Genomic DNA, 17566 nt, shown 5'->3' on the forward strand with positions numbered 1-17566 from the left:
GCTTAGGATATTTGCGCAGGAGTCGGATATGCCCAGTTTATTTATCGTGATGTTAGGCGGACGTCATGCGCGAGCCAATACCGAAGTGCATGATGTGGTACTTGCGGTAGGCGATTCTTTAGAACAGACCTATCCGCAACTCAAGCAGGCTTGGTTTGCAGAACCGAAAGGTTTGCATATTGACGCATGGGCGCAAATTAATGGTGTTGAGTTTGAAGGTAAATCCTACTATTTAAAATTTACCGATGCGCAGCCGAATCAGGCAGAAAACCGACTGTATTTAATTAATTTAGGTGGATATGATCCGCGTGAGTTTGGCGAGTTACATCGTTATGTACTGGTGGTGGCGCAAAATCCAATGGTGGCAAAACAGCGTGGTAAAGCCTATTTTGCCCAGCACTGGCAAAAACAACATACCGATCGGGTCTTAGAGGTAGATGATTGTATTGCGATAGATCAGGTGCATGGTCGCTATGTGCAATTGGTTGAAGGCTCATTTTCAGGCAATCGTTGGGAAAATACCTATCTGACTTTGAATGCTGATGCTTAAATACCTTCAGAATATTGAGGGGAAGATATCTATTAATTTATATTTTGTATATTTAGTGAACGCTCAAGCCTTAAAATAGTAAAACAATCTATGCTTTTATAGTTTTTTGAACAAAATCATAAGCTGCGGGTTTTTTGTACATGCATTTGTAGGCATAATACGACCAAAGATGAATTGTTTTTAGACAATAGGGAATGTCTTCAATGGATTTAATTCAGGCGAATGGACAACCGCATTATGGACGTTTTAGTGAACTTCCCAAAAAAATTGATTATCAGGCTTATCAATATAAATCACCGTATGGTGAAGTATTGTCGGGTTGGCGTAAACGCTTAAAATATAAAAAGTTTAAATTTTGTAGTATTCAGCACGAACACTATACCATTGGGCTTGCGATTGCCGATATTGCTTGGGCAGGGCACGGTTTTGTCTATATTTATAATCACATGACGGGCGAAGTGCAGGAATGGAATGCGATTAATTTTTTATCGCGTAATACGGTTTTAGATGAGCAACCGTTATTTAATCAAAGTTTTTTTGAAAAATCGCCATTTCAAATTGAAATTCAACATGCCAATGGTGTGCGTTATATCTGCGTGACCAAATATGGTGAAATTAAACTCAGTGCGCGGATATTTTGTGCAGGCACAGACCCGCTAAGTATGTGTAGCCCAACAGGTATTAATGGTTGGACTTACACCCAAAAACTGACCACACTCGGCTGTGAAGGCTATTTTGTTAATAAAACAGGACAAACCATTCAATTCCATGAACGCACCTTTGCTTCTTTAGATGATACCTGCGGTTTTTTACGCCCTGAAACAGCATGGTTTTGGTTGTCGTGCAACTTTTGGGATACCGAAGACCGTCGTGTAGGCTTGAATCTGGCTTCTGGTGTGAATGAAAGTTTTGGCAACGAAAACTGTTTGTGGATTAATGGCGTGCTGTATCCCTTAACAGATGTGTTGTTCCAACCTGAGGATGATGGCTCGTGGAGCATTCGCTCACTGGATCATCGTTTGAATTTAACTGTCAGCACAGGTTGGCGCCGTTATGAAAACCTGAATTTGCGTCTAGTCGGCAGTCAGTTCAGCCAATGGCAAGCTAAAATTAGTGGTACTATTCAACAAGACGATACCGAAATTATTTTGTTAAACGAATACGGCTTGCTTGAACAGCATTATGCCAAGTGGTAGGGCAAGTTTTTAACCAAGATTGTACGTCACCACTTGCAGATTATCATGTGACGTCATCTATCACTCACTTGAATCGCCATTGAGTTTTTACATAAACGGCAAAAAAAGGCGCATTATGCAATTTCACTATGCGTTCAGAATTGGCATGATATTGCGAAATATATCAAGGTGAGTTTCACATGGCACAAGGTCTTTTGGCGGGTAAGCGTTTTTTAATTGCTGGTATTGCAAGTAAATTATCTATCGCATTTGGTATTGCAGAAGCATTGCATCGTGAAGGTGCAGAATTAGCATTTACTTATCCGAATGAAAAACTCAAAAAACGTGTTGATGACTTCGCTGCACAATTTGGCTCAAGCATTGTATTGCCTTGCGATGTAGGCGTAGATGCAGAAATTGAGCAAGCTTTTGCTGACTTGGCAAAGCACTGGGATGGTTTGGATGGTTTGGTTCACTCGATTGGTTTTGCGCCTGCGCATACTTTAGATGGTGACTTTACCGATGTTACAGATCGTGATGGTTTCAAAGTTGCGCATGACATTAGTGCTTATAGCTTTATTGCGATGGCACGTGCTGCAAAACCATTATTACAAGCACGCCAAGGTTGCTTATTGACTTTGACTTATCAAGGTTCTGAGCGTGTGATGCCAAACTACAACGTCATGGGTATGGCGAAAGCATCTTTAGAAGCAGGTGTACGCTACTTGGCTTCAAGCTTGGGTGCTGACGGTATTCGCGTGAATGCAATTTCTGCAGGCCCAATTCGTACGCTTGCCGCATCAGGCATTAAATCATTCCGTAAAATGTTAGACCTCAATGAAAAAGTTGCACCTTTAAAACGCAACGTGACCATTGAAGATGTTGGTAATGCGGCATTATTCCTTTGCTCACCATGGGCGAATGGTATTACTGGTGAAATTCTGTATGTCGATGCAGGTTTTAACACGGTTGGTATGAGCGCAGAATTAATGCTAGATGCTGAATAAGCATTGCATCAAGCAGATAAAACCGAAGTTTAGGCTTCGGTTTTTTTATCGCTGCATTTTAAGCAAGAGGTATTTTGCAGATTGCTGTAATTTTATTTTCTTCTTTGGCGCATCTGCTGCTATAAATAGATGAGTTGACAATATTTCAAAATAAAACTGGGTTTTAGGTCTTAAAAATGAATGCGGAACAATTGCAAAAAACGTTACATGCCAGTCAATATGCAGAACAAGTCTTGGCAAATCACGAAAGCCTGTTACAGCAGGATTATGCAATTGACCAATTCCTAAAACCGCTGAGCGCAGACTACATTCATCAACTGGTGATTTCGACTTTACAAGACATTCAAGATGAAACCTTGTGGATGAAAACCCTGCGAATTTTACGCGCGCGTTTAATGTTCCGCTGGATTTGGCAAGATGCCAACCAACTCACCGATGTGGTGACGTTGACACAGGAACTTTCAGACTTTGCCGATATTTGTGTGCAAGTTGCCAAAGATTTTGCGCGGATTCCGTTGGTTGCCAAGCATGGCGAACCGATGGGATATAACGGCAAAGTCCAAGACCTGATTGTGGTCGCCATGGGTAAACATGGTGCGCAGGAACTGAATTTATCCAGCGACATCGACCTGATTTTTGCCTTTGATGAACAAGGCGAAACCAATGGACGCAAGTGTATTGAAGTGCAGCAATTCTGCATTTTATGGGGACAAAAACTGATCTATCTATTAGATCATATCACCGCCGATGGTTTTGTATTTCGTGTTGATATGCGTTTACGTCCGTGGGGCGATGGTTCAGCTTTGGCCATTAGTCATGTGGCATTGGAAAAATACTTAAGTCAGCATGGACGTGAATGGGAGCGCTATGCATGGATTAAGGCACGTATTATCACGGGCGGGCAAGAAGGCGATGAACTGTTGGAGATGACCCGACCTTTCGTATTTCGTAAATATGTCGATTACACCGCCTTTGAAGCCATGCGCGAAATGAAAGCCATGATTGAGCGCGAAGTGCAGCGCCGTAATATTGAAGACAATATTAAACTGGGTGCGGGGGGGATTCGTGAAGTTGAGTTTATCGTACAGGTATTTCAGCTGATTTACGGTGGCTCAAAGCTGGAATTGCAAGACCGTCAATGTCTGGTCAATTTACGCCATTTGGGTGAGGCAGAGTTATTAGAGCCGCAAGCCGTACTGGATTTAGAAGATGCCTATTTGTTCCTGCGTCGGGTTGAACATGCTATTCAAGCCTTGAATGATCAGCAAACCCAAGCTTTACCTACCGAACCTGAACTACGTACACGAATTAGCGATACCTTGGGCTTTGCCGACTGGGACAGCTTTATGCAGACCCTGAATGAAAAGCGTGTCAAAGTGATTTATCAGTTTGAACATTTAATTAAAGAGAATGAACCCGATTCCTTGCTAGAAAATTACAGTCAGCTGGAAAAACAACTGAATGCGGTATTGGATGATCAAGCGAAAAACCTAGTACATGAGTTTTGGTATGGGCACGGTATTAAAAAACTTACAGCCAAAGCTTTACAGCGTTTAAAAACCTTTTGGCCGCACTTGATTGAAGCGGTGTTGCAATCGGAACATCCACAAATGGCATTGATGCGTTTAATGCCATTGGTGGAGTCAGTGCTGCGCCGTACCGTGTATTTGGTGATGCTGATTGAAAGCAAGGGGGCTTTACAGCGCTTGGTGAAAATGGCCACGGTTAGTCCGTGGATTTGTGAGGAGCTGACCCAATATCCTGTGTTGTTAGATGAATTTCTATCTATGGATTTTGAATTGCCGAAGCGTAGTGATTTGGAAGATTCTCTACGCCAGCAATTGCTGCGTATTGAGCTGGATGAAGTTGAAGATTTAATGCGGGTGCTGCGTTTATTCAAAAAATCCAATGTACTCACGGTTGCAGCCAGTGATGTATTGGCAGAAAGCCACTTGATGAAAGTGTCCGATGCGCTGACGGATATTGCCGAAGTAACAGTAAATGCAGCTTTACAATTGGCGTATCAAATTACGGCCAAAAAGCATGGTTATCCACTCGACAGTGAAGGGCAGCGCTGTGGTTTAGAACATAATGCCTTTGCGATTATTGGCTATGGTAAGGTCGGTGGGATCGAGTTGGGCTATGGTTCAGATTTGGATTTGGTCTTTGTGCATGCCATGGATGAGCAGGCCGATACCGATGGGATGAAACCTATCAGTGGTTTTGAATTTGCCATGCGGGTTGCGCAAAAGTTTGTTTCGCTTATGACCACACAAACCCTAGATGGCCGTGTCTATGAGGTCGATACCCGTTTACGTCCTTCGGGAGATGCGGGTTTATTGGTGACCAGTTTGCGGGCCTTTGAGCACTATCAACTGAAAAGTGCATGGCTGTGGGAGCATCAGGCTTTGGTTCGTGCACGCAGTATTGCAGGCGAGCAATGTTTACGTGACAAGTTTGAAGTGTTGCGTTGTAAGATTTTAACCCAGCCGCGTGACGAAGCGTATGTCCGCAGCGAAGTGCTGAAAATGCGTCAAAAAATGAAAGATCATTTGGGTTCATCTAAAGAGCAAAAAAAAGATGGAATTTTTCATTTAAAACAGGATGCAGGTGGTATCGTTGATATCGAATTTATGGCACAGTATGCGGTATTAGCCTGGAGTGGGTCGAATCCTGATCTCGCCCATTATTCCGACAACGTAAGAATCCTTGAAGATGCCGCAAAAACAGGTTGCTTATCCAGCGACGATGCTACAGCATTGATTCAAGCTTATCTCCGTGAACGAGCCGAAAGCCACCGCTTAGCCCTTGCAAATCAATCCATGCAAGTCAATGCTGCGGACTGGTACGCTACCCGTGAGGTCGTTTGCAAGTTATGGCAAAGATTAATTGATCCGACTGCAACGTCTGCGTTGGATTAAAATGACTATTGTATAAACATTTGGAGTGTGTGCCATGAATTTGGCTGATCGTGATGGTTTTATTTGGCAAGATGGACAATTGGTTGACTGGCGTGATGCAAAAATTCACGTCTTAACGCATACCTTACACTACAGTATGGGTGTGTTTGAGGGTGTCCGCGCTTATGAAACGCCAAACGGAACTGCGATTTTCCGTCTTCAGGACCATACTAAGCGTTTGTTAAACTCTGCAAAAATCTATCAAATGAAAGTACCATTTGATCAAGCAGCTTTAGAACAGGCGCAAATTGATGTGGTACGTGAAAACAAACTTTCATCGTGCTATTTACGTCCATTAATTTGGATTGGTTCTGAAAAACTGGGTATTGCTGCAACCAATAACACCATTCATGCTGCAGTTGCGGCTTGGGGTTGGGGTGCATACTTGGGTGAAGAAGCGATGGCTAAAGGTATTCGCGTTAAAACTTCATCGTTTACGCACCATCATCCAAACGTGACTATGTGTAAAGCCAAAGCTTCTGGTAACTACACCTTGTCTATTCTTGCTCACCAAGAAGTAGCGCAAGCAGGCTATGATGAAGCGATGTTAATGGACCCACAAGGTTATGTATGCCAAGGTTCTGGCGAAAACGTATTCTTAATTAAAGATGGCGTTTTACATACACCAGACATTGCAGGCGGTGCTTTAGATGGTATTACGCGTCAAACGGTGATCACCATTGCTAAAGACTTGGGTTATGAGGTAGTTGAACGCCGTATTACGCGTGATGAATTCTACATTGCCGATGAAGCCTTCTTTACAGGTACAGCAGCAGAAGTTACCCCAATTCGTGAATACGATGACCGTGTAATTGGCTGTGGTTCACGTGGCCCAATTACCACTGAAATTCAAAAAACTTTCTTTGACGCAGTTCAAGGCAAGAATGACAAATATGCACATTGGTTGACTTACGTTAAATAAGTCACGCGTGTGTACCTGAGTCTATATTACTGACTCAGGTGTGATGACCCCATTCAGGCAGTGGCTTGAATGGGGTTTTATTTTGTCTGCTATTGCGTTATTGAACGGCTAAACTTCTTGCGAGGTTTATTTCTCACGTTACAGACATAGATGAATGATCAACTGTTTCTTCGTTGAGTTCATGATGTACAAATTTGATCTTTTGGATAAACTCTGTCGATTGAAACATAGTTTTTTATAGCGAGAGGCAATCCCTGTAATTGGTGAGATTTGATGTTAAAAAACGCTCAATCTGTCGAATGTGATAGGAGATAGTGAATCAAATACGTGAAAAGTGTAGTAAAAATTAGACTAGAAACCAAATTTTGACCATTCTTTCAAAAATAAATCCACTTAAAATGTAACAAAAGTTAAAATAAAAATGTTATTAAAGTTAAATAAAAACAATGTGTTGGTTTAAATGTAAATAAATATATATTTTTCATTATCCCTAAAATTTGGATCACAAATTTTGGGGAGTGAGCTGCTCCCTAGTTTTTTGCGATGTCATTTAAAACAGTACTTTAATCTCGTAATTTGCTGAAATTCAAAGTTTATTAAAAATTGTGTGAAATGGGGCGTATAGATGGATTTTTGTGAGAAATACCTAAAATGAAGAAACTTGCTAAGGATTGAGTTTCAATAATTCTAACGATATCTCAAGCAAGTGAATGATTAAAAAATGGTTTTTTATAAGAGTTATGGAGAAGTGACATGTCTAAATTTATTAAAACTGCTGCTGCTTTGATTGTTTTCGGAGCTTTTTCAACGGTAACAATGGCGGGTAGTAATCATCATCCTAAACCAGACCCTAAGCCAACCCCAGTATGTAACGAAGGGCCATGTACAGGAAGTATTCCAATTCAAGTGATTGTGCCTAAGCGCTGTGAGCTGAAAGTGAAAACACCAAGTATCTCATTAAAAGATGGTGCACAAGCTTCTGGTCAATTTATGGTTGGGGCGAATGCAAACTACAACTTATTGGTCGATACCGACAACCGTGTTGGTGGAGGCAAAACAACCAAATCTGCAGCCAAATCAGGTAATCATGCAGTGGGCTTAACGGTTGAAACCAAACGTGCGGGTTCACCATCTTTGATTCAGTTAAACGATCAGCAAACCAATATTGCGCCAGGCAACAATGGCTGGAGTACTTACAATGTCTTGGTTAAAAGTGACGGTGTAGGTATTTCTAAACCAGCGGGTACCTATACCGATAAATACAACATTCGAGTGTCATTCTAATTCACTTGAACGCAATCTGAATCAGTTGGCTTTACCGACAGGGTGGAGTCAACTTTTTAGTCTAAAGACAAGCGTAATCAGACATTGTTGGGGGATGCATGAAAAAATTATTGAAATATGTGCTGGTCGCAAGTTGTTTATGTGCAGAGGCAGTTTATGCAAATTTGGTGATTTCACCGACTCAAATGTATTTGGGCGATAAAGCACGACAGCGCAGTGCAACAGTAGTCATGGAAGCCACCGATCTTACTGAACCGAAAAGCTTTGAAATGTCTGCCTACAAATGGTCGCAAAATGCACAGGGTGAAGATGTGCTAGAACCAGAACAAGACATCTTAATTAATCCTAAAAACTTTGTTTTACAACCGAATGCACAACAAGTGATACGCGTAGGTTTTAGCCGACCACTTTCTAAGGAAGAAATGGCGCAAGAAAAAACTTGGCGTATTGTTTTTAAAGAAATTGCCCCTGTGGTGGAAGAAGACGCCTTACAATTTTTATTTACGATTTCTGTACCGTTGTTTGTTGGTAAGCAAGATGCCATTCAGGTGACTGCAACCCCGCGTTACCAGAACGACCACTTATTTTTAGAGATAGAAAATCATGCTGCATCGCATGTGCAAATTTCTTCAATCAGCATTTTAAATCAACAAAAACAACCCATTGCAACCACACGTGAAATGAAATATTTGTTAAATCAACAAAAACACAGCTTTGATATGGGGCAAATCAAACTTAGTGATTTGAAAAATTACATACTCAAACTTGAAACAGATAAAAGTGAGCAAGCCATTGAGTTAAAAATGAAGGGCTAAATCATGCATAGAACTCGACTGTTTTTTGCGCTGCAATGTGTCCTGTGGGGGATACCATTACCTGCCAATGCTGCCAATGCTGCCAATGCTGCCAATGCTGAAATGGCGTTGAATAGTGTTTGGCTGAATGGCGTAGATCGTGTCATTGAAAGTTTGGTGTTGCAGCAGGATGGGCAACGCTATATGGAATGCGAGGTCTTGCAGCAACTTGGTTTACAGCAAGACCGTTTACAAAAACACAGTGCACAAACTCAGTTCTGTTCTGTAACCACCAATGAAATTCAGTCTGAACAAGACTTTGCGCTGCAAGCGATTAAATTGACCGTACCTGCCAGCTATTTTATAGATGCACAACTGAGCCAAACCCATGCGATTCCGTCTAAAGCAGAGTTGGGCGGTTTTTTAAATTATAATGTGCTGTATGCACGTTATGATAATTACAATGAATTAAATGGTTTGGCGGAGCTTGGTATTTTTAAAGATTACTGGATTTTTAAAAATGGCATGATGTATCGCAAAGAGGCAGAACAGGATCAAGATAAGCTACTGCGTTTGAATACCAGTTTTGAAATTGAATTTCCATCACGTTATCAGCGTTTAACTTTGGGTGATAACACCAGCGTTTACAATCCTTTATTAGATACATTCAGATTTGGTGGTGTGTCTTTTGGTTCAAATTTTAGTAGTTATCCAGACTTTATTTATTGGAATGTACCCACCTTAAGAGGCAGTGCTGTACTGCCATCCACCGTCGATTTATACATTAATGGCATCAATCTATATCAGCAACAAGTGACGCCTGGGCACTATACCTTAAATACGGGTGCAAATATTCAGCAGTCGGGCGAGGCGCAAGTGGTGGTGGAAGATGTATTGGGAAATCGTACCGTGCAATCTTTTCCAGTTTATGTCACCACGCAACTACTCAAACCAGGACTGAACGAATACAACTTTTCTGCAGGAAAGCTGCGTTATGACTACGACTACGTGTCGGATGATTATCGGGAGTTTTTTGGCAACCTTTATTTCAGACGTGGAATTACAGACAGCACGACTTTAGGAACCAATTTAAGTTATAGCAAAGATGTGCAGAATGTCGGGTTGCTATGGACGCAATCTCTCAGCAAATATGCCTTGTTAGATACGCATGCTGCGTCTAGCCACAGTGATTGGGGCGATGGTTATACCTTTGGCGCTTCGTTAAGCCGTAATGGAAGTCGGGTTGCACTTGGTGCAAGTCATAAATACTACAGTCCTGAATATCGTGGTTTGGGTTATAGCGATATGACACAAACAGTGGAATACGACAACTTAGCTTATGTCAGTATTTTCAATATTCCTTTCATTAATACCTTAAATGTGAACTATCTAGAGCGCCGTTATCATCCCAATGCAAATAATAGCTTTGCAGATAGCCAAATGCTTACAGTTGGTTTTTCTCGTATGTTTGGGCGTCAAACTTCACTGTCGTTTTCTTATTATAAAGATTTGAAAGTGCAGGATAGTGACGGGGCATATTTAACACTGAATTATCAATTTGACCAACGCCGCAGTGCGCAGCTTTCGCATAATTTTGATGAGCAAACCCAGTTGCGTTATGCACAGAGCAGCCTGACGCAAAATGGTGTGGATTACACTCTTGCTGTGCGTCACCAACAAACAGAAGGGGATATTGGGGTAAATGCCTATACCGCCCTGAAAATGCCGATGGGTAATTTATATTTAAGCCACGATGAAAGTGAACGCTTTAGCTACAGTCAAGCCAATTATCAGGGTGCAGTAGTGTGGTTAGACCGTAAATGGGCCATGACCAAATATGTAGACAATGCTTTTGCTTTGGTGAATGTTGGTGATATTCCAAATGTGGAAGTACAACGTGCCTTAACACCTGTTGGTAAAACCAATCAACACGGTTATGTGTTTGTGCACGACATTGTGCCTTACGTCAATTACGACGTGTCTTTTGATCAAGACCAGTTAGATTTGTATGACAGCTTTGAATATTCAAGCCAAAAAGTGATTGGTATGAATCAACGCGGCTATAAAGTGAATTTCCCTGTTCAGCGTACAGGATTGATCATATTGCGTTTACTCACGCCCGATCAGCAGACCTTTGTGCAGGGCAGTGAAGTGTATTTAAGTGATGATGCAACCGAATTTGTACCTGTGGGCAGCGATGGAAAAGTACATTTATATGGTGTGAAAGCAGGCAGTTATACGCTGAAGGTTAAAACCAAAGGTGGAAAAGTTTGCCATAGTTCACTTGAAGTCCCTCAAATTAAAGCAGGCACTGTTCCACAAACCAGACAGTTAGATTTGATTTGTCAGTAAGTATATCAGCAGGATGATTGAGGATGAGAACATGAAAAAATTAGGGATGGTAAAAAAATTAAGTCTAGTGCTGTGTGGATGCTGGATTTGTTTTCCTGCACAGGCTTGCACCATTGGTTCGGTCAGTGAATCTTTATTGCAAATGAGCTCACAATACCGTAGCCAGACTGCAACCAGTTTTAATGTGCGCTGTGATCGAGGTTATAGCATTCAGTTCAGTAGTCGTAATTTACGTGACAAACATGGCAGCAGTTTTGTGAATAATGGCACACACCGTTTACGCACCAGTATGAGTATTATGGGAGCAAAAACAAATCTGTGGAACACGCCCATCGCAGGGCATGTTTCTACGACAGGACATAAATACAGTGTCGCGGTACGCTTGGATGAACAACCGAGTTTGACAACGCCAGCAGGTCGTTATACCGATGAGTTGTATATTAATTTACTTTTTTAGAGGGCTTCGATGTGCAGCAGATCAGGTATTCAGCAAACAAGATATTCAGCAGGCAGGTATCCAATATCTGCTTTTTTTATCTATTTAGGGTGAATGACAGCAAACGATTTACATTAAATTTATACATAAAACTATGTGTGCAAAACTAGGTATAGGCGATCATCGAGTTGTTAAAAAAATGACAAATGTGTCACCAAAGCATCATATTACTGCAATGCAGCTGCTCTATGCTAGCAAGCATAAAATAAGAATTGAGCAAAAAGGCGATGAGCAATGTATTGGCAAAGCAGAGCAGTAAATTAGAGCGTTACAGCGATGCATTTAAATTTCATTTCAAACAAGATCAAAAACAAAAAAGCAGCCAGCCTACCTCTGAACTCTCAGACCTTGTCCGCCCACGTTTAAAAATTGCCCTTGTAACAGAAACTTGGCCACCTGAAATTAATGGTGTGGCACGTTCACTGTTGCAGCTTTGCAAAGGATTGCAGGAACTTGGACACAAAATTTTATTGATTCGCCCTGAACAAAAACAAGCCTGCACTCAATTCCAACCGTATCAAGAATGTCTGGTAAAAGCACAAGCCATTCCTAAATATCATAATTTACAATTTGGCTGGCCGCAGTGGTCTAAACTTTCGCAGGCTTTAGATGAGTTTCAACCTGATGTGGTGCATATCGTCACTGAAGGCCCTTTAGGGCTTGCCAGTTTACATATTGCAAAATCAAAAAATATTCCAGTATCAAGTGGTTTTCACTCCGCATTTCAAGATTTTAGCCGTTTTTTCGATTTGGCATTTTTACTCAAGCCAATTCAGCACTATCTAAAATGGTTTCATAACAATACCTCGCTGACGTGTGTGCCAAGTAGCCATACTGAAAAATCATTGCGTCAGTTTGGTGTGCAAGGGCCTTTGGTGGTGGTTGGGCGTGGTGTCAATGTTGAATATTTTTCACCAGATTTTCGTTCTACCCAACTGCGAGCAAGCTGGGGTGCGAGTGAAAATACGCGGGTGATGTTGTATGTAGGGCGTTTATCACCTGAAAAAGAAGTCAATCTTATTATTAATGCCTATCAGCGTATGCCAAAAAATACCGAACAGCCTGTGAAATTGGTGATTGTTGGAGATGGGCCAGACCGTGAAAGTTTAGAAGCCATGAACGCTCAGGGAGATATCATTTTTACAGGTAGTTTAAGTGGCACAGCACTTGCACAAGCCTATGCCAGTGCCGATGTGTTTGCTTTTGCCAGTCAGGTCGAAACCTTTGGCAATGTCGTGTTAGAAGCTATGGCCAGTGGCTTGTCTGTCATTGCTTATGACTATGCTTGCGCACGTTTACATCTAAAACCGAATGAAACAGGCTGGTTGAGTCCACTCGGTCAGCCAGAAGATTTGGTCGGTCATATCCACCGACTTCCCGATCTTACAACCCTTAGACAGATGGGCGAACACGCCCGCAAAGCGACTTTAAATATTGGCTGGCAGTATCCAGTCCAACAATTTGAGCAGGCGTTATATCTGGTGGCGAAGGAGCTACACATGCCATCTTAGCTATACGCCAAAGAGGAGAGAACCGATGAAGTTTAAAAATGCAAAAATAAGAATGCTGGATCTCGACTTAAAAGGCTGTTTGTATCTTAACCATTTTTCCCACTCTCAGCGGGTGGCACAATTTTTTAAAGTTATTAGCCGTTTGGGCGATGGTGTGTTCTGGTATGTCATGCTCGCAAGTGCATGGATGATGCAGGGCATTGGTTATAGTTTACAAATTATTTATCTGTTGTTAGGCGGATCTGTCGGCACAGGTATTTATAAATATTTAAAACAAAAAACCGTCCGTCCACGTCCGTATCAGGTACACCAAGTGATCCGTTTGGGTGAACGTCCCTTAGATCATTTTAGCTTCCCATCAGGTCACACTTTGCATGCAGTCATGACCACAACGGTTTTGGGTTATATCCAGCCAGTATTGTTGATGTTGATGTTGCCCTTTACGATTTTGGTGGCCGTTTCCCGTATGATTTTAGGCTTGCACTATCCGAGTGATGTGGCAGTCGGGGCGATGATTGGCGGTTCAGTGGCGAGTGCGATTATTTTGGCTGCACCTTATGTAAATATTGTTTTATAAGTCTGGATAAAACCAAATCGAAAATTCAGTGCAGTAATGGCAGGCAGCCCATGCGAAATTTGTTAAAGTAGTCGCTGTCTTGACTAGAATAGGGAATACACATGGGTTTACGTTGGACGGACAGCATCGACATTGCCATTGAGTTATATGAGGCGCATCCCGATGTCGATCCGCAATGGATTCGTTTTACCGATTTGCACGCTTGGGTCTGTGCTTTGCCAGAGTTTCAAGATGATCCCGAAAAATCGACTGAAGGCATCTTAGAAGCCATTCAAATGGCGTGGATTGACGAAGCACGTTAATCTAGCGGTGTGAAGCAAGATTGATTTGCCGATCAAGGTCCTGCACAATGCGCTTCATATCGAAAAAAGCAATTTTTTTACACATCAAAAGCAGAAAATAGCCCATTATTCGGTATAATGCGGCAAAATTTTCGCGTCAACATTGACTTAAGGAGCCAATCATGGCTATTGAACGTACTTTATCTATCGTAAAACCAGATGCAGTTGCTAAAAACCACATCGGTGACATCTTTGCTCGTTTCGAAAAAGCTGGTCTTAAAATCGTTGCGACTAAAATGAAACACCTTTCTCAAGCTGAAGCTGAAGGCTTCTACGCTGAGCACAAAGAACGTGGTTTCTTTGGTGACCTAGTTGCGTTCATGACTTCTGGTCCAGTCGTTGTTTCAGTTCTTGAAGGTGAAAACGCAGTTCTTGCTCACCGTGAAATTTTAGGTGCAACAAACCCTAAAGAAGCTGCACCTGGTACAATCCGTGCAGATTTCGCTGTAAGCATCGATGAAAACGCTGCTCACGGTTCAGACTCAGTTGCATCTGCAGAGCGTGAAGTAAACTACTTCTTTGCTCAAACTGAAGTTTGCCCACGTACTCGTTAATACGCAGTATTCAAACCAGATAAGTGTTATTATGCTTATCTGGTTTTTTATTCTCCGATTTTTATTTTCTGAATAAACCTTTGCTCACCTCTTGAGCTTCTCCTTTCATCTTTAGACATGGTTTAGGTATACACACATGAGTACAGAAGTCCTCGCTGCATCTGCAACAGATGTTCAGCAAGCATCTGCGTCCGCTCCTGCACAGTCTGCGACTGCAGAGAAAGTGAATCTCCTTGGCATGTCACGTCCACAAATGGAAAAATTCTTTGAAGATTTAGGCGAGAAGAAATTCCGTGCAGGGCAGGTGATGAAATGGATTCACCAGTTTTTTGTTACAGATTTTGCTGAAATGACCAATATTTCAGGCAAGTTACGTGAAAAACTGGAAAAGATTTGTGAAATTAAAGCGCCTGAAGTGGTGCATAAAAATTATTCTAAAGACGGTACTCGTAAGTGGGTATTCCGTGTCGGTGATGGTGAAGGCTCATTGGTCGAAACCGTTCTGATTCCTGCCGAAGACAAAACTGGCTCACGTAAAACCCTGTGTATTTCATCGCAAGTAGGTTGTGCACTGGACTGTTCATTTTGTTCTACGGGTAAACAAGGTTTTCAGCGTGACCTAACCCAAGCCGAAATTATTGGTCAGTTGTGGATGGCAAACTATTCCTATATGGAAGATGTGCCTGTGATTGAACGTGAGCGTTCTGTGACCAACGTGGTGATGATGGGTATGGGCGAACCGTTGTTGAATTACGATGCCGTCTTGAACGCCATGCGCATTATGCTAGATGACTTTGCTTATGGCATGTCTAAGCGTCGTGTGACTTTATCGACTTCGGGTGTTGTACCTAAAATTGACCAATTGGCACAAGATATTGATGTGGCTTTGGCAATTTCTTTGCACGCCACCAATAACGAACTGCGTGATGAACTTGTTCCAATCAATAAAAAATATCCATTGGAACAATTAATCGCAGCTTGTCAGCGTTATATTGGCAAAGATGGCAACGAAAGTGCGCGTAAACACGTGACCATTGAATATGTCATGTTAGATGGTGTAAATGACCATCCTGAACATGCGCAGCAAATGATTAAGCTACTCAAGAACCTGCCAAGCAAGATTAATTTGATTCCATTTAACCCATTTCCGCACGCGCCGTATGGACGTTCAAGCCGAAATCGAATTATTTCTTTCCAAAAAACTTTGTCTGATGCAGGTTTTGTGTGTACGATTCGTCAGACACGTGGTGATGATATTGATGCTGCGTGTGGGCAATTGGTCGGACAAGTGGCAGACCGCACCCGCCGTGCTGAACAGTGGAAAAAGAAAGTTGCAGCGCAAAATGAAATCATACGCTCGCAAGGATAATGACTTGTATAGATAACTAACTTGCATCGAACGAAGACGCAAAGGGGATGTCCATTGAATAAGCCTGTATTTAAAATCGCACAAATTACAACTGTTTGTATTTCGGCAATTTTTGCTGCAGCTTGTCAAACCACAGCTCCAACCTTAGGGCAAAAAGACCCTGAAAAAGCGGTGCAAGTACGTACGCAGTTGGCAGCAGAATACTTAAAAAATGGCGATTTAGACTCAGCCAAACGCGCACTTGATCAAGCTTTGGAAAGCGATTCACGTGATTCCACCGCTAATATGATGATGGGCGTGTTGCTGCAACAAGAAGGCAGCAAGCTGAATTTAGAAAAAGCCGATGCGTATTTTAAGCGTGCCATTGCCGCTGACCCAAAAAATGCACAAGCGCGTAACAACTATGGTACGTATTTATATCAAGTAGAACGCTATAATGATGCGATTGAGCAGCTCAGTATTGCAGGTGCAACACTGGGTTATGATCAACGCTTTAGAGCATTGGAAAATGTAGGTCGTATTTACTTGAAATTAGGCGATATAGAGAATGCCGAAAAGTCATTCAAACAAGCCTTGCAAGCCAATCGCGATTCTTATGTTTCAATGTTAGAGTTGTCGGAAATTTTATATTTAAGACAACAATTTGCACCCGCGCGACAATTGTATGAACAATTTGTACGTGCTGTGGGGCAAAAAAATCAGGGTGCGCGTGCCTTATGGATTGGGATTCGTTTAGCACGTGCCAATGGCGATCAATTGGGAACTCAGGTTTTAGTGAACCAGCTGCGTGCATTATTTCCCAATAGCCAAGAATACCAACGTTATTTGCAATTACAGTACAGTACTGAGGCCGTATGGAAGTAAATCCTAATTCACCGCAACCCACACAGGGGACAACGCCTGTACCCCATGCATTAGGAAATGTTCAACGTCCAGGTGAGTACCTTCGTCAAATTCGCGTCAATCAAAAACGCGAACTGGATGATGTTTCAAAAGATTTGAAAATTCCATTAAAAACGCTGATAGCGCTAGAGCAAGACGAATATACCGCTTTGCCTGAAGCGACCTTTATTAAAGGCTATTATCGTACCTATGCCAAATATTTACAGGTCGATGCTTCAGCCATTATTCAGCGTTTTGATGAAATTTATGCCAACGATACAGGGTTGTTGCCAAATCACGCCTTGAACAATTCACCCATCAAAATTATGGGAAAACTGCCAGGCTCTAACCGCGATCGCAATAAAAAGTGGCTCACACGTATCGCTGTGATTGTGGCGGTATTGCTGTTGTTGTGGGCATTGGTCGCGCTAATTCAAAACTGGATGTCGTCTGGTCAAGAGGGTGCAGAACCTGAAATTGCAGTACTGCAATCCGATGTGCAAATCATTTCTGACAATGCGACAGGCAGCACGCCTGCACTTGCTTCGGGCGATCAGCTGAATTTGCAATTTGCTCGTCCAACTTCAGTGCATATTGTTGACTCTGCTGGCAATGTTTTAGCGACAGGACGTCAAGCCTCTACTTTAAATTTACAAGGCGAAGCCCCATTTCAAATTCGCTTAGATGATGCGACTGCTGTGTCATTAAGTTTGAACAATGAGTCGATTTCATTATCGCCATATACTGTGAACGGAAAAGCAGAATTCCGTTTATCTCGATAATGCAGCAAGG

16 protein-coding genes are annotated in these 17566 nt (G+C 42.1%); all 16 read left to right on the plus strand.

The window, feature by feature from the left end:
* Positions 1 to 28: 28 nt before the first annotated feature.
* The 16 genes from FTV41_RS01500 to FTV41_RS01575 all read left to right on the plus strand — a co-directional run bounded on the left by FTV41_RS01500 (position 29) and on the right by FTV41_RS01575 (position 17556).
* Positions 29 to 550, plus strand: a complete 522-nt coding sequence (locus FTV41_RS01500; RefSeq protein ID WP_096901526.1) for a DUF1543 domain-containing protein — start codon at positions 29 to 31, stop codon at positions 548 to 550.
* 203 nt (positions 551 to 753) lie between these two features.
* Positions 754 to 1746 (plus strand): DUF2804 domain-containing protein, encoded by a 993-nt coding sequence (locus FTV41_RS01505; RefSeq protein WP_179995987.1) that lies wholly within the window; start codon positions 754 to 756, stop codon positions 1744 to 1746.
* A gap of 179 nt (positions 1747 to 1925) precedes the next feature.
* The gene (locus FTV41_RS01510) at positions 1926 to 2732 is read left to right on the plus strand and encodes an enoyl-ACP reductase (RefSeq protein WP_004975071.1); all 807 of its coding nucleotides are present in this window, start codon (positions 1926 to 1928) and stop codon (positions 2730 to 2732) included.
* A 176-nt stretch (positions 2733 to 2908) separates the two neighbouring features.
* Complete coding sequence (gene glnE / locus FTV41_RS01515) at positions 2909 to 5653, plus strand: bifunctional [glutamate--ammonia ligase]-adenylyl-L-tyrosine phosphorylase/[glutamate--ammonia-ligase] adenylyltransferase (protein ID WP_179995988.1); 2745 nt, start codon at positions 2909 to 2911, stop codon at positions 5651 to 5653.
* A 34-nt stretch (positions 5654 to 5687) separates the two neighbouring features.
* Complete coding sequence (locus FTV41_RS01520) at positions 5688 to 6614, plus strand: branched-chain amino acid transaminase (RefSeq protein WP_004975074.1); 927 nt, start codon at positions 5688 to 5690, stop codon at positions 6612 to 6614.
* Positions 6615 to 7367: 753 nt separating this feature from the next.
* Positions 7368 to 7898, plus strand: coding sequence for a hypothetical protein (locus FTV41_RS01525; RefSeq protein WP_104852478.1), 531 nt, complete (start codon positions 7368 to 7370; stop codon positions 7896 to 7898).
* 98 nt (positions 7899 to 7996) lie between these two features.
* Complete coding sequence (locus FTV41_RS01530) at positions 7997 to 8713, plus strand: molecular chaperone (RefSeq protein WP_104852477.1); 717 nt, start codon at positions 7997 to 7999, stop codon at positions 8711 to 8713.
* 3 nt (positions 8714 to 8716) lie between these two features.
* On the plus strand, positions 8717 to 11044 hold the full coding sequence (locus FTV41_RS01535; RefSeq protein ID WP_179995989.1) for a fimbria/pilus outer membrane usher protein: 2328 nt from the start codon (positions 8717 to 8719) through the stop codon (positions 11042 to 11044).
* 31 nt (positions 11045 to 11075) lie between these two features.
* Positions 11076 to 11501, plus strand: coding sequence for a hypothetical protein (locus FTV41_RS01540; protein ID WP_004975083.1), 426 nt, complete (start codon positions 11076 to 11078; stop codon positions 11499 to 11501).
* Between the two features lie 266 nt (positions 11502 to 11767).
* Complete coding sequence (locus FTV41_RS01545) at positions 11768 to 13051, plus strand: glycosyltransferase family 1 protein (RefSeq protein ID WP_179995990.1); 1284 nt, start codon at positions 11768 to 11770, stop codon at positions 13049 to 13051.
* A gap of 25 nt (positions 13052 to 13076) precedes the next feature.
* Positions 13077 to 13628, plus strand: coding sequence for a phosphatase PAP2 family protein (locus tag FTV41_RS01550; RefSeq protein ID WP_004975087.1), 552 nt, complete (start codon positions 13077 to 13079; stop codon positions 13626 to 13628).
* Between the two features lie 101 nt (positions 13629 to 13729).
* Positions 13730 to 13930, plus strand: coding sequence for a Fe-S cluster assembly protein IscX (iscX, locus tag FTV41_RS01555; protein ID WP_004975089.1), 201 nt, complete (start codon positions 13730 to 13732; stop codon positions 13928 to 13930).
* 161 nt (positions 13931 to 14091) lie between these two features.
* Entirely contained in the window at positions 14092 to 14523 is a 432-nt protein-coding gene (gene ndk / locus FTV41_RS01560) for a nucleoside-diphosphate kinase (RefSeq protein WP_004975092.1), read from the plus strand.
* Positions 14524 to 14659: 136 nt separating this feature from the next.
* Complete coding sequence (gene rlmN, locus FTV41_RS01565) at positions 14660 to 15892, plus strand: 23S rRNA (adenine(2503)-C(2))-methyltransferase RlmN (RefSeq protein WP_004975094.1); 1233 nt, start codon at positions 14660 to 14662, stop codon at positions 15890 to 15892.
* Positions 15893 to 15967: 75 nt separating this feature from the next.
* Positions 15968 to 16756 carry a type IV pilus biogenesis/stability protein PilW gene (pilW, locus tag FTV41_RS01570; protein WP_371971077.1) on the plus strand — a complete coding sequence of 263 codons (789 nt, stop codon included), beginning with the start codon at positions 15968 to 15970 and terminating at the stop codon, positions 16754 to 16756.
* A complete protein-coding gene (locus FTV41_RS01575) occupies positions 16747 to 17556 on the plus strand; it encodes a helix-turn-helix domain-containing protein (protein WP_179995991.1) in 810 nt (269 codons plus the stop codon). Before pilW ends, FTV41_RS01575 begins: the two co-directional genes overlap by 10 nt.
* Positions 17557 to 17566: the final 10 nt, after the last annotated feature.

Origin of the sequence: Acinetobacter sp. YH16051 (assembly GCF_013417135.1) — a bacterium.
Classification (GTDB): domain Bacteria; phylum Pseudomonadota; class Gammaproteobacteria; order Pseudomonadales; family Moraxellaceae; genus Acinetobacter; species Acinetobacter towneri.

Bases quoted from the DNA above. Each gene is read 5' to 3' on its own strand.
- glnE (WP_179995988.1), top strand. From the start codon at position 2,909: ATGAATGCGGAACAATTGCAAAAAACGTTACATGCCAGTCAATATGCA.
- FTV41_RS01510 (WP_004975071.1), top strand. From the start codon at position 1,926: ATGGCACAAGGTCTTTTGGCGGGTAAGCGTTTTTTAATTGCTGGTATT.
- iscX (WP_004975089.1), top strand. From the start codon at position 13,730: ATGGGTTTACGTTGGACGGACAGCATCGACATTGCCATTGAGTTATAT.
- FTV41_RS01545 (WP_179995990.1), top strand. From the start codon at position 11,768: ATGAGCAATGTATTGGCAAAGCAGAGCAGTAAATTAGAGCGTTACAGC.
- FTV41_RS01500 (WP_096901526.1), top strand. From the start codon at position 29: ATGCCCAGTTTATTTATCGTGATGTTAGGCGGACGTCATGCGCGAGCC.
- FTV41_RS01540 (WP_004975083.1), top strand. From the start codon at position 11,076: ATGAAAAAATTAGGGATGGTAAAAAAATTAAGTCTAGTGCTGTGTGGA.
- FTV41_RS01520 (WP_004975074.1), top strand. From the start codon at position 5,688: ATGAATTTGGCTGATCGTGATGGTTTTATTTGGCAAGATGGACAATTG.
- FTV41_RS01575 (WP_179995991.1), top strand. From the start codon at position 16,747: ATGGAAGTAAATCCTAATTCACCGCAACCCACACAGGGGACAACGCCT.
- FTV41_RS01505 (WP_179995987.1), top strand. From the start codon at position 754: ATGGATTTAATTCAGGCGAATGGACAACCGCATTATGGACGTTTTAGT.
- ndk (WP_004975092.1), top strand. From the start codon at position 14,092: ATGGCTATTGAACGTACTTTATCTATCGTAAAACCAGATGCAGTTGCT.
- FTV41_RS01530 (WP_104852477.1), top strand. From the start codon at position 7,997: ATGAAAAAATTATTGAAATATGTGCTGGTCGCAAGTTGTTTATGTGCA.
- FTV41_RS01535 (WP_179995989.1), top strand. From the start codon at position 8,717: ATGCATAGAACTCGACTGTTTTTTGCGCTGCAATGTGTCCTGTGGGGG.
- FTV41_RS01550 (WP_004975087.1), top strand. From the start codon at position 13,077: ATGAAGTTTAAAAATGCAAAAATAAGAATGCTGGATCTCGACTTAAAA.
- rlmN (WP_004975094.1), top strand. From the start codon at position 14,660: ATGAGTACAGAAGTCCTCGCTGCATCTGCAACAGATGTTCAGCAAGCA.
- FTV41_RS01525 (WP_104852478.1), top strand. From the start codon at position 7,368: ATGTCTAAATTTATTAAAACTGCTGCTGCTTTGATTGTTTTCGGAGCT.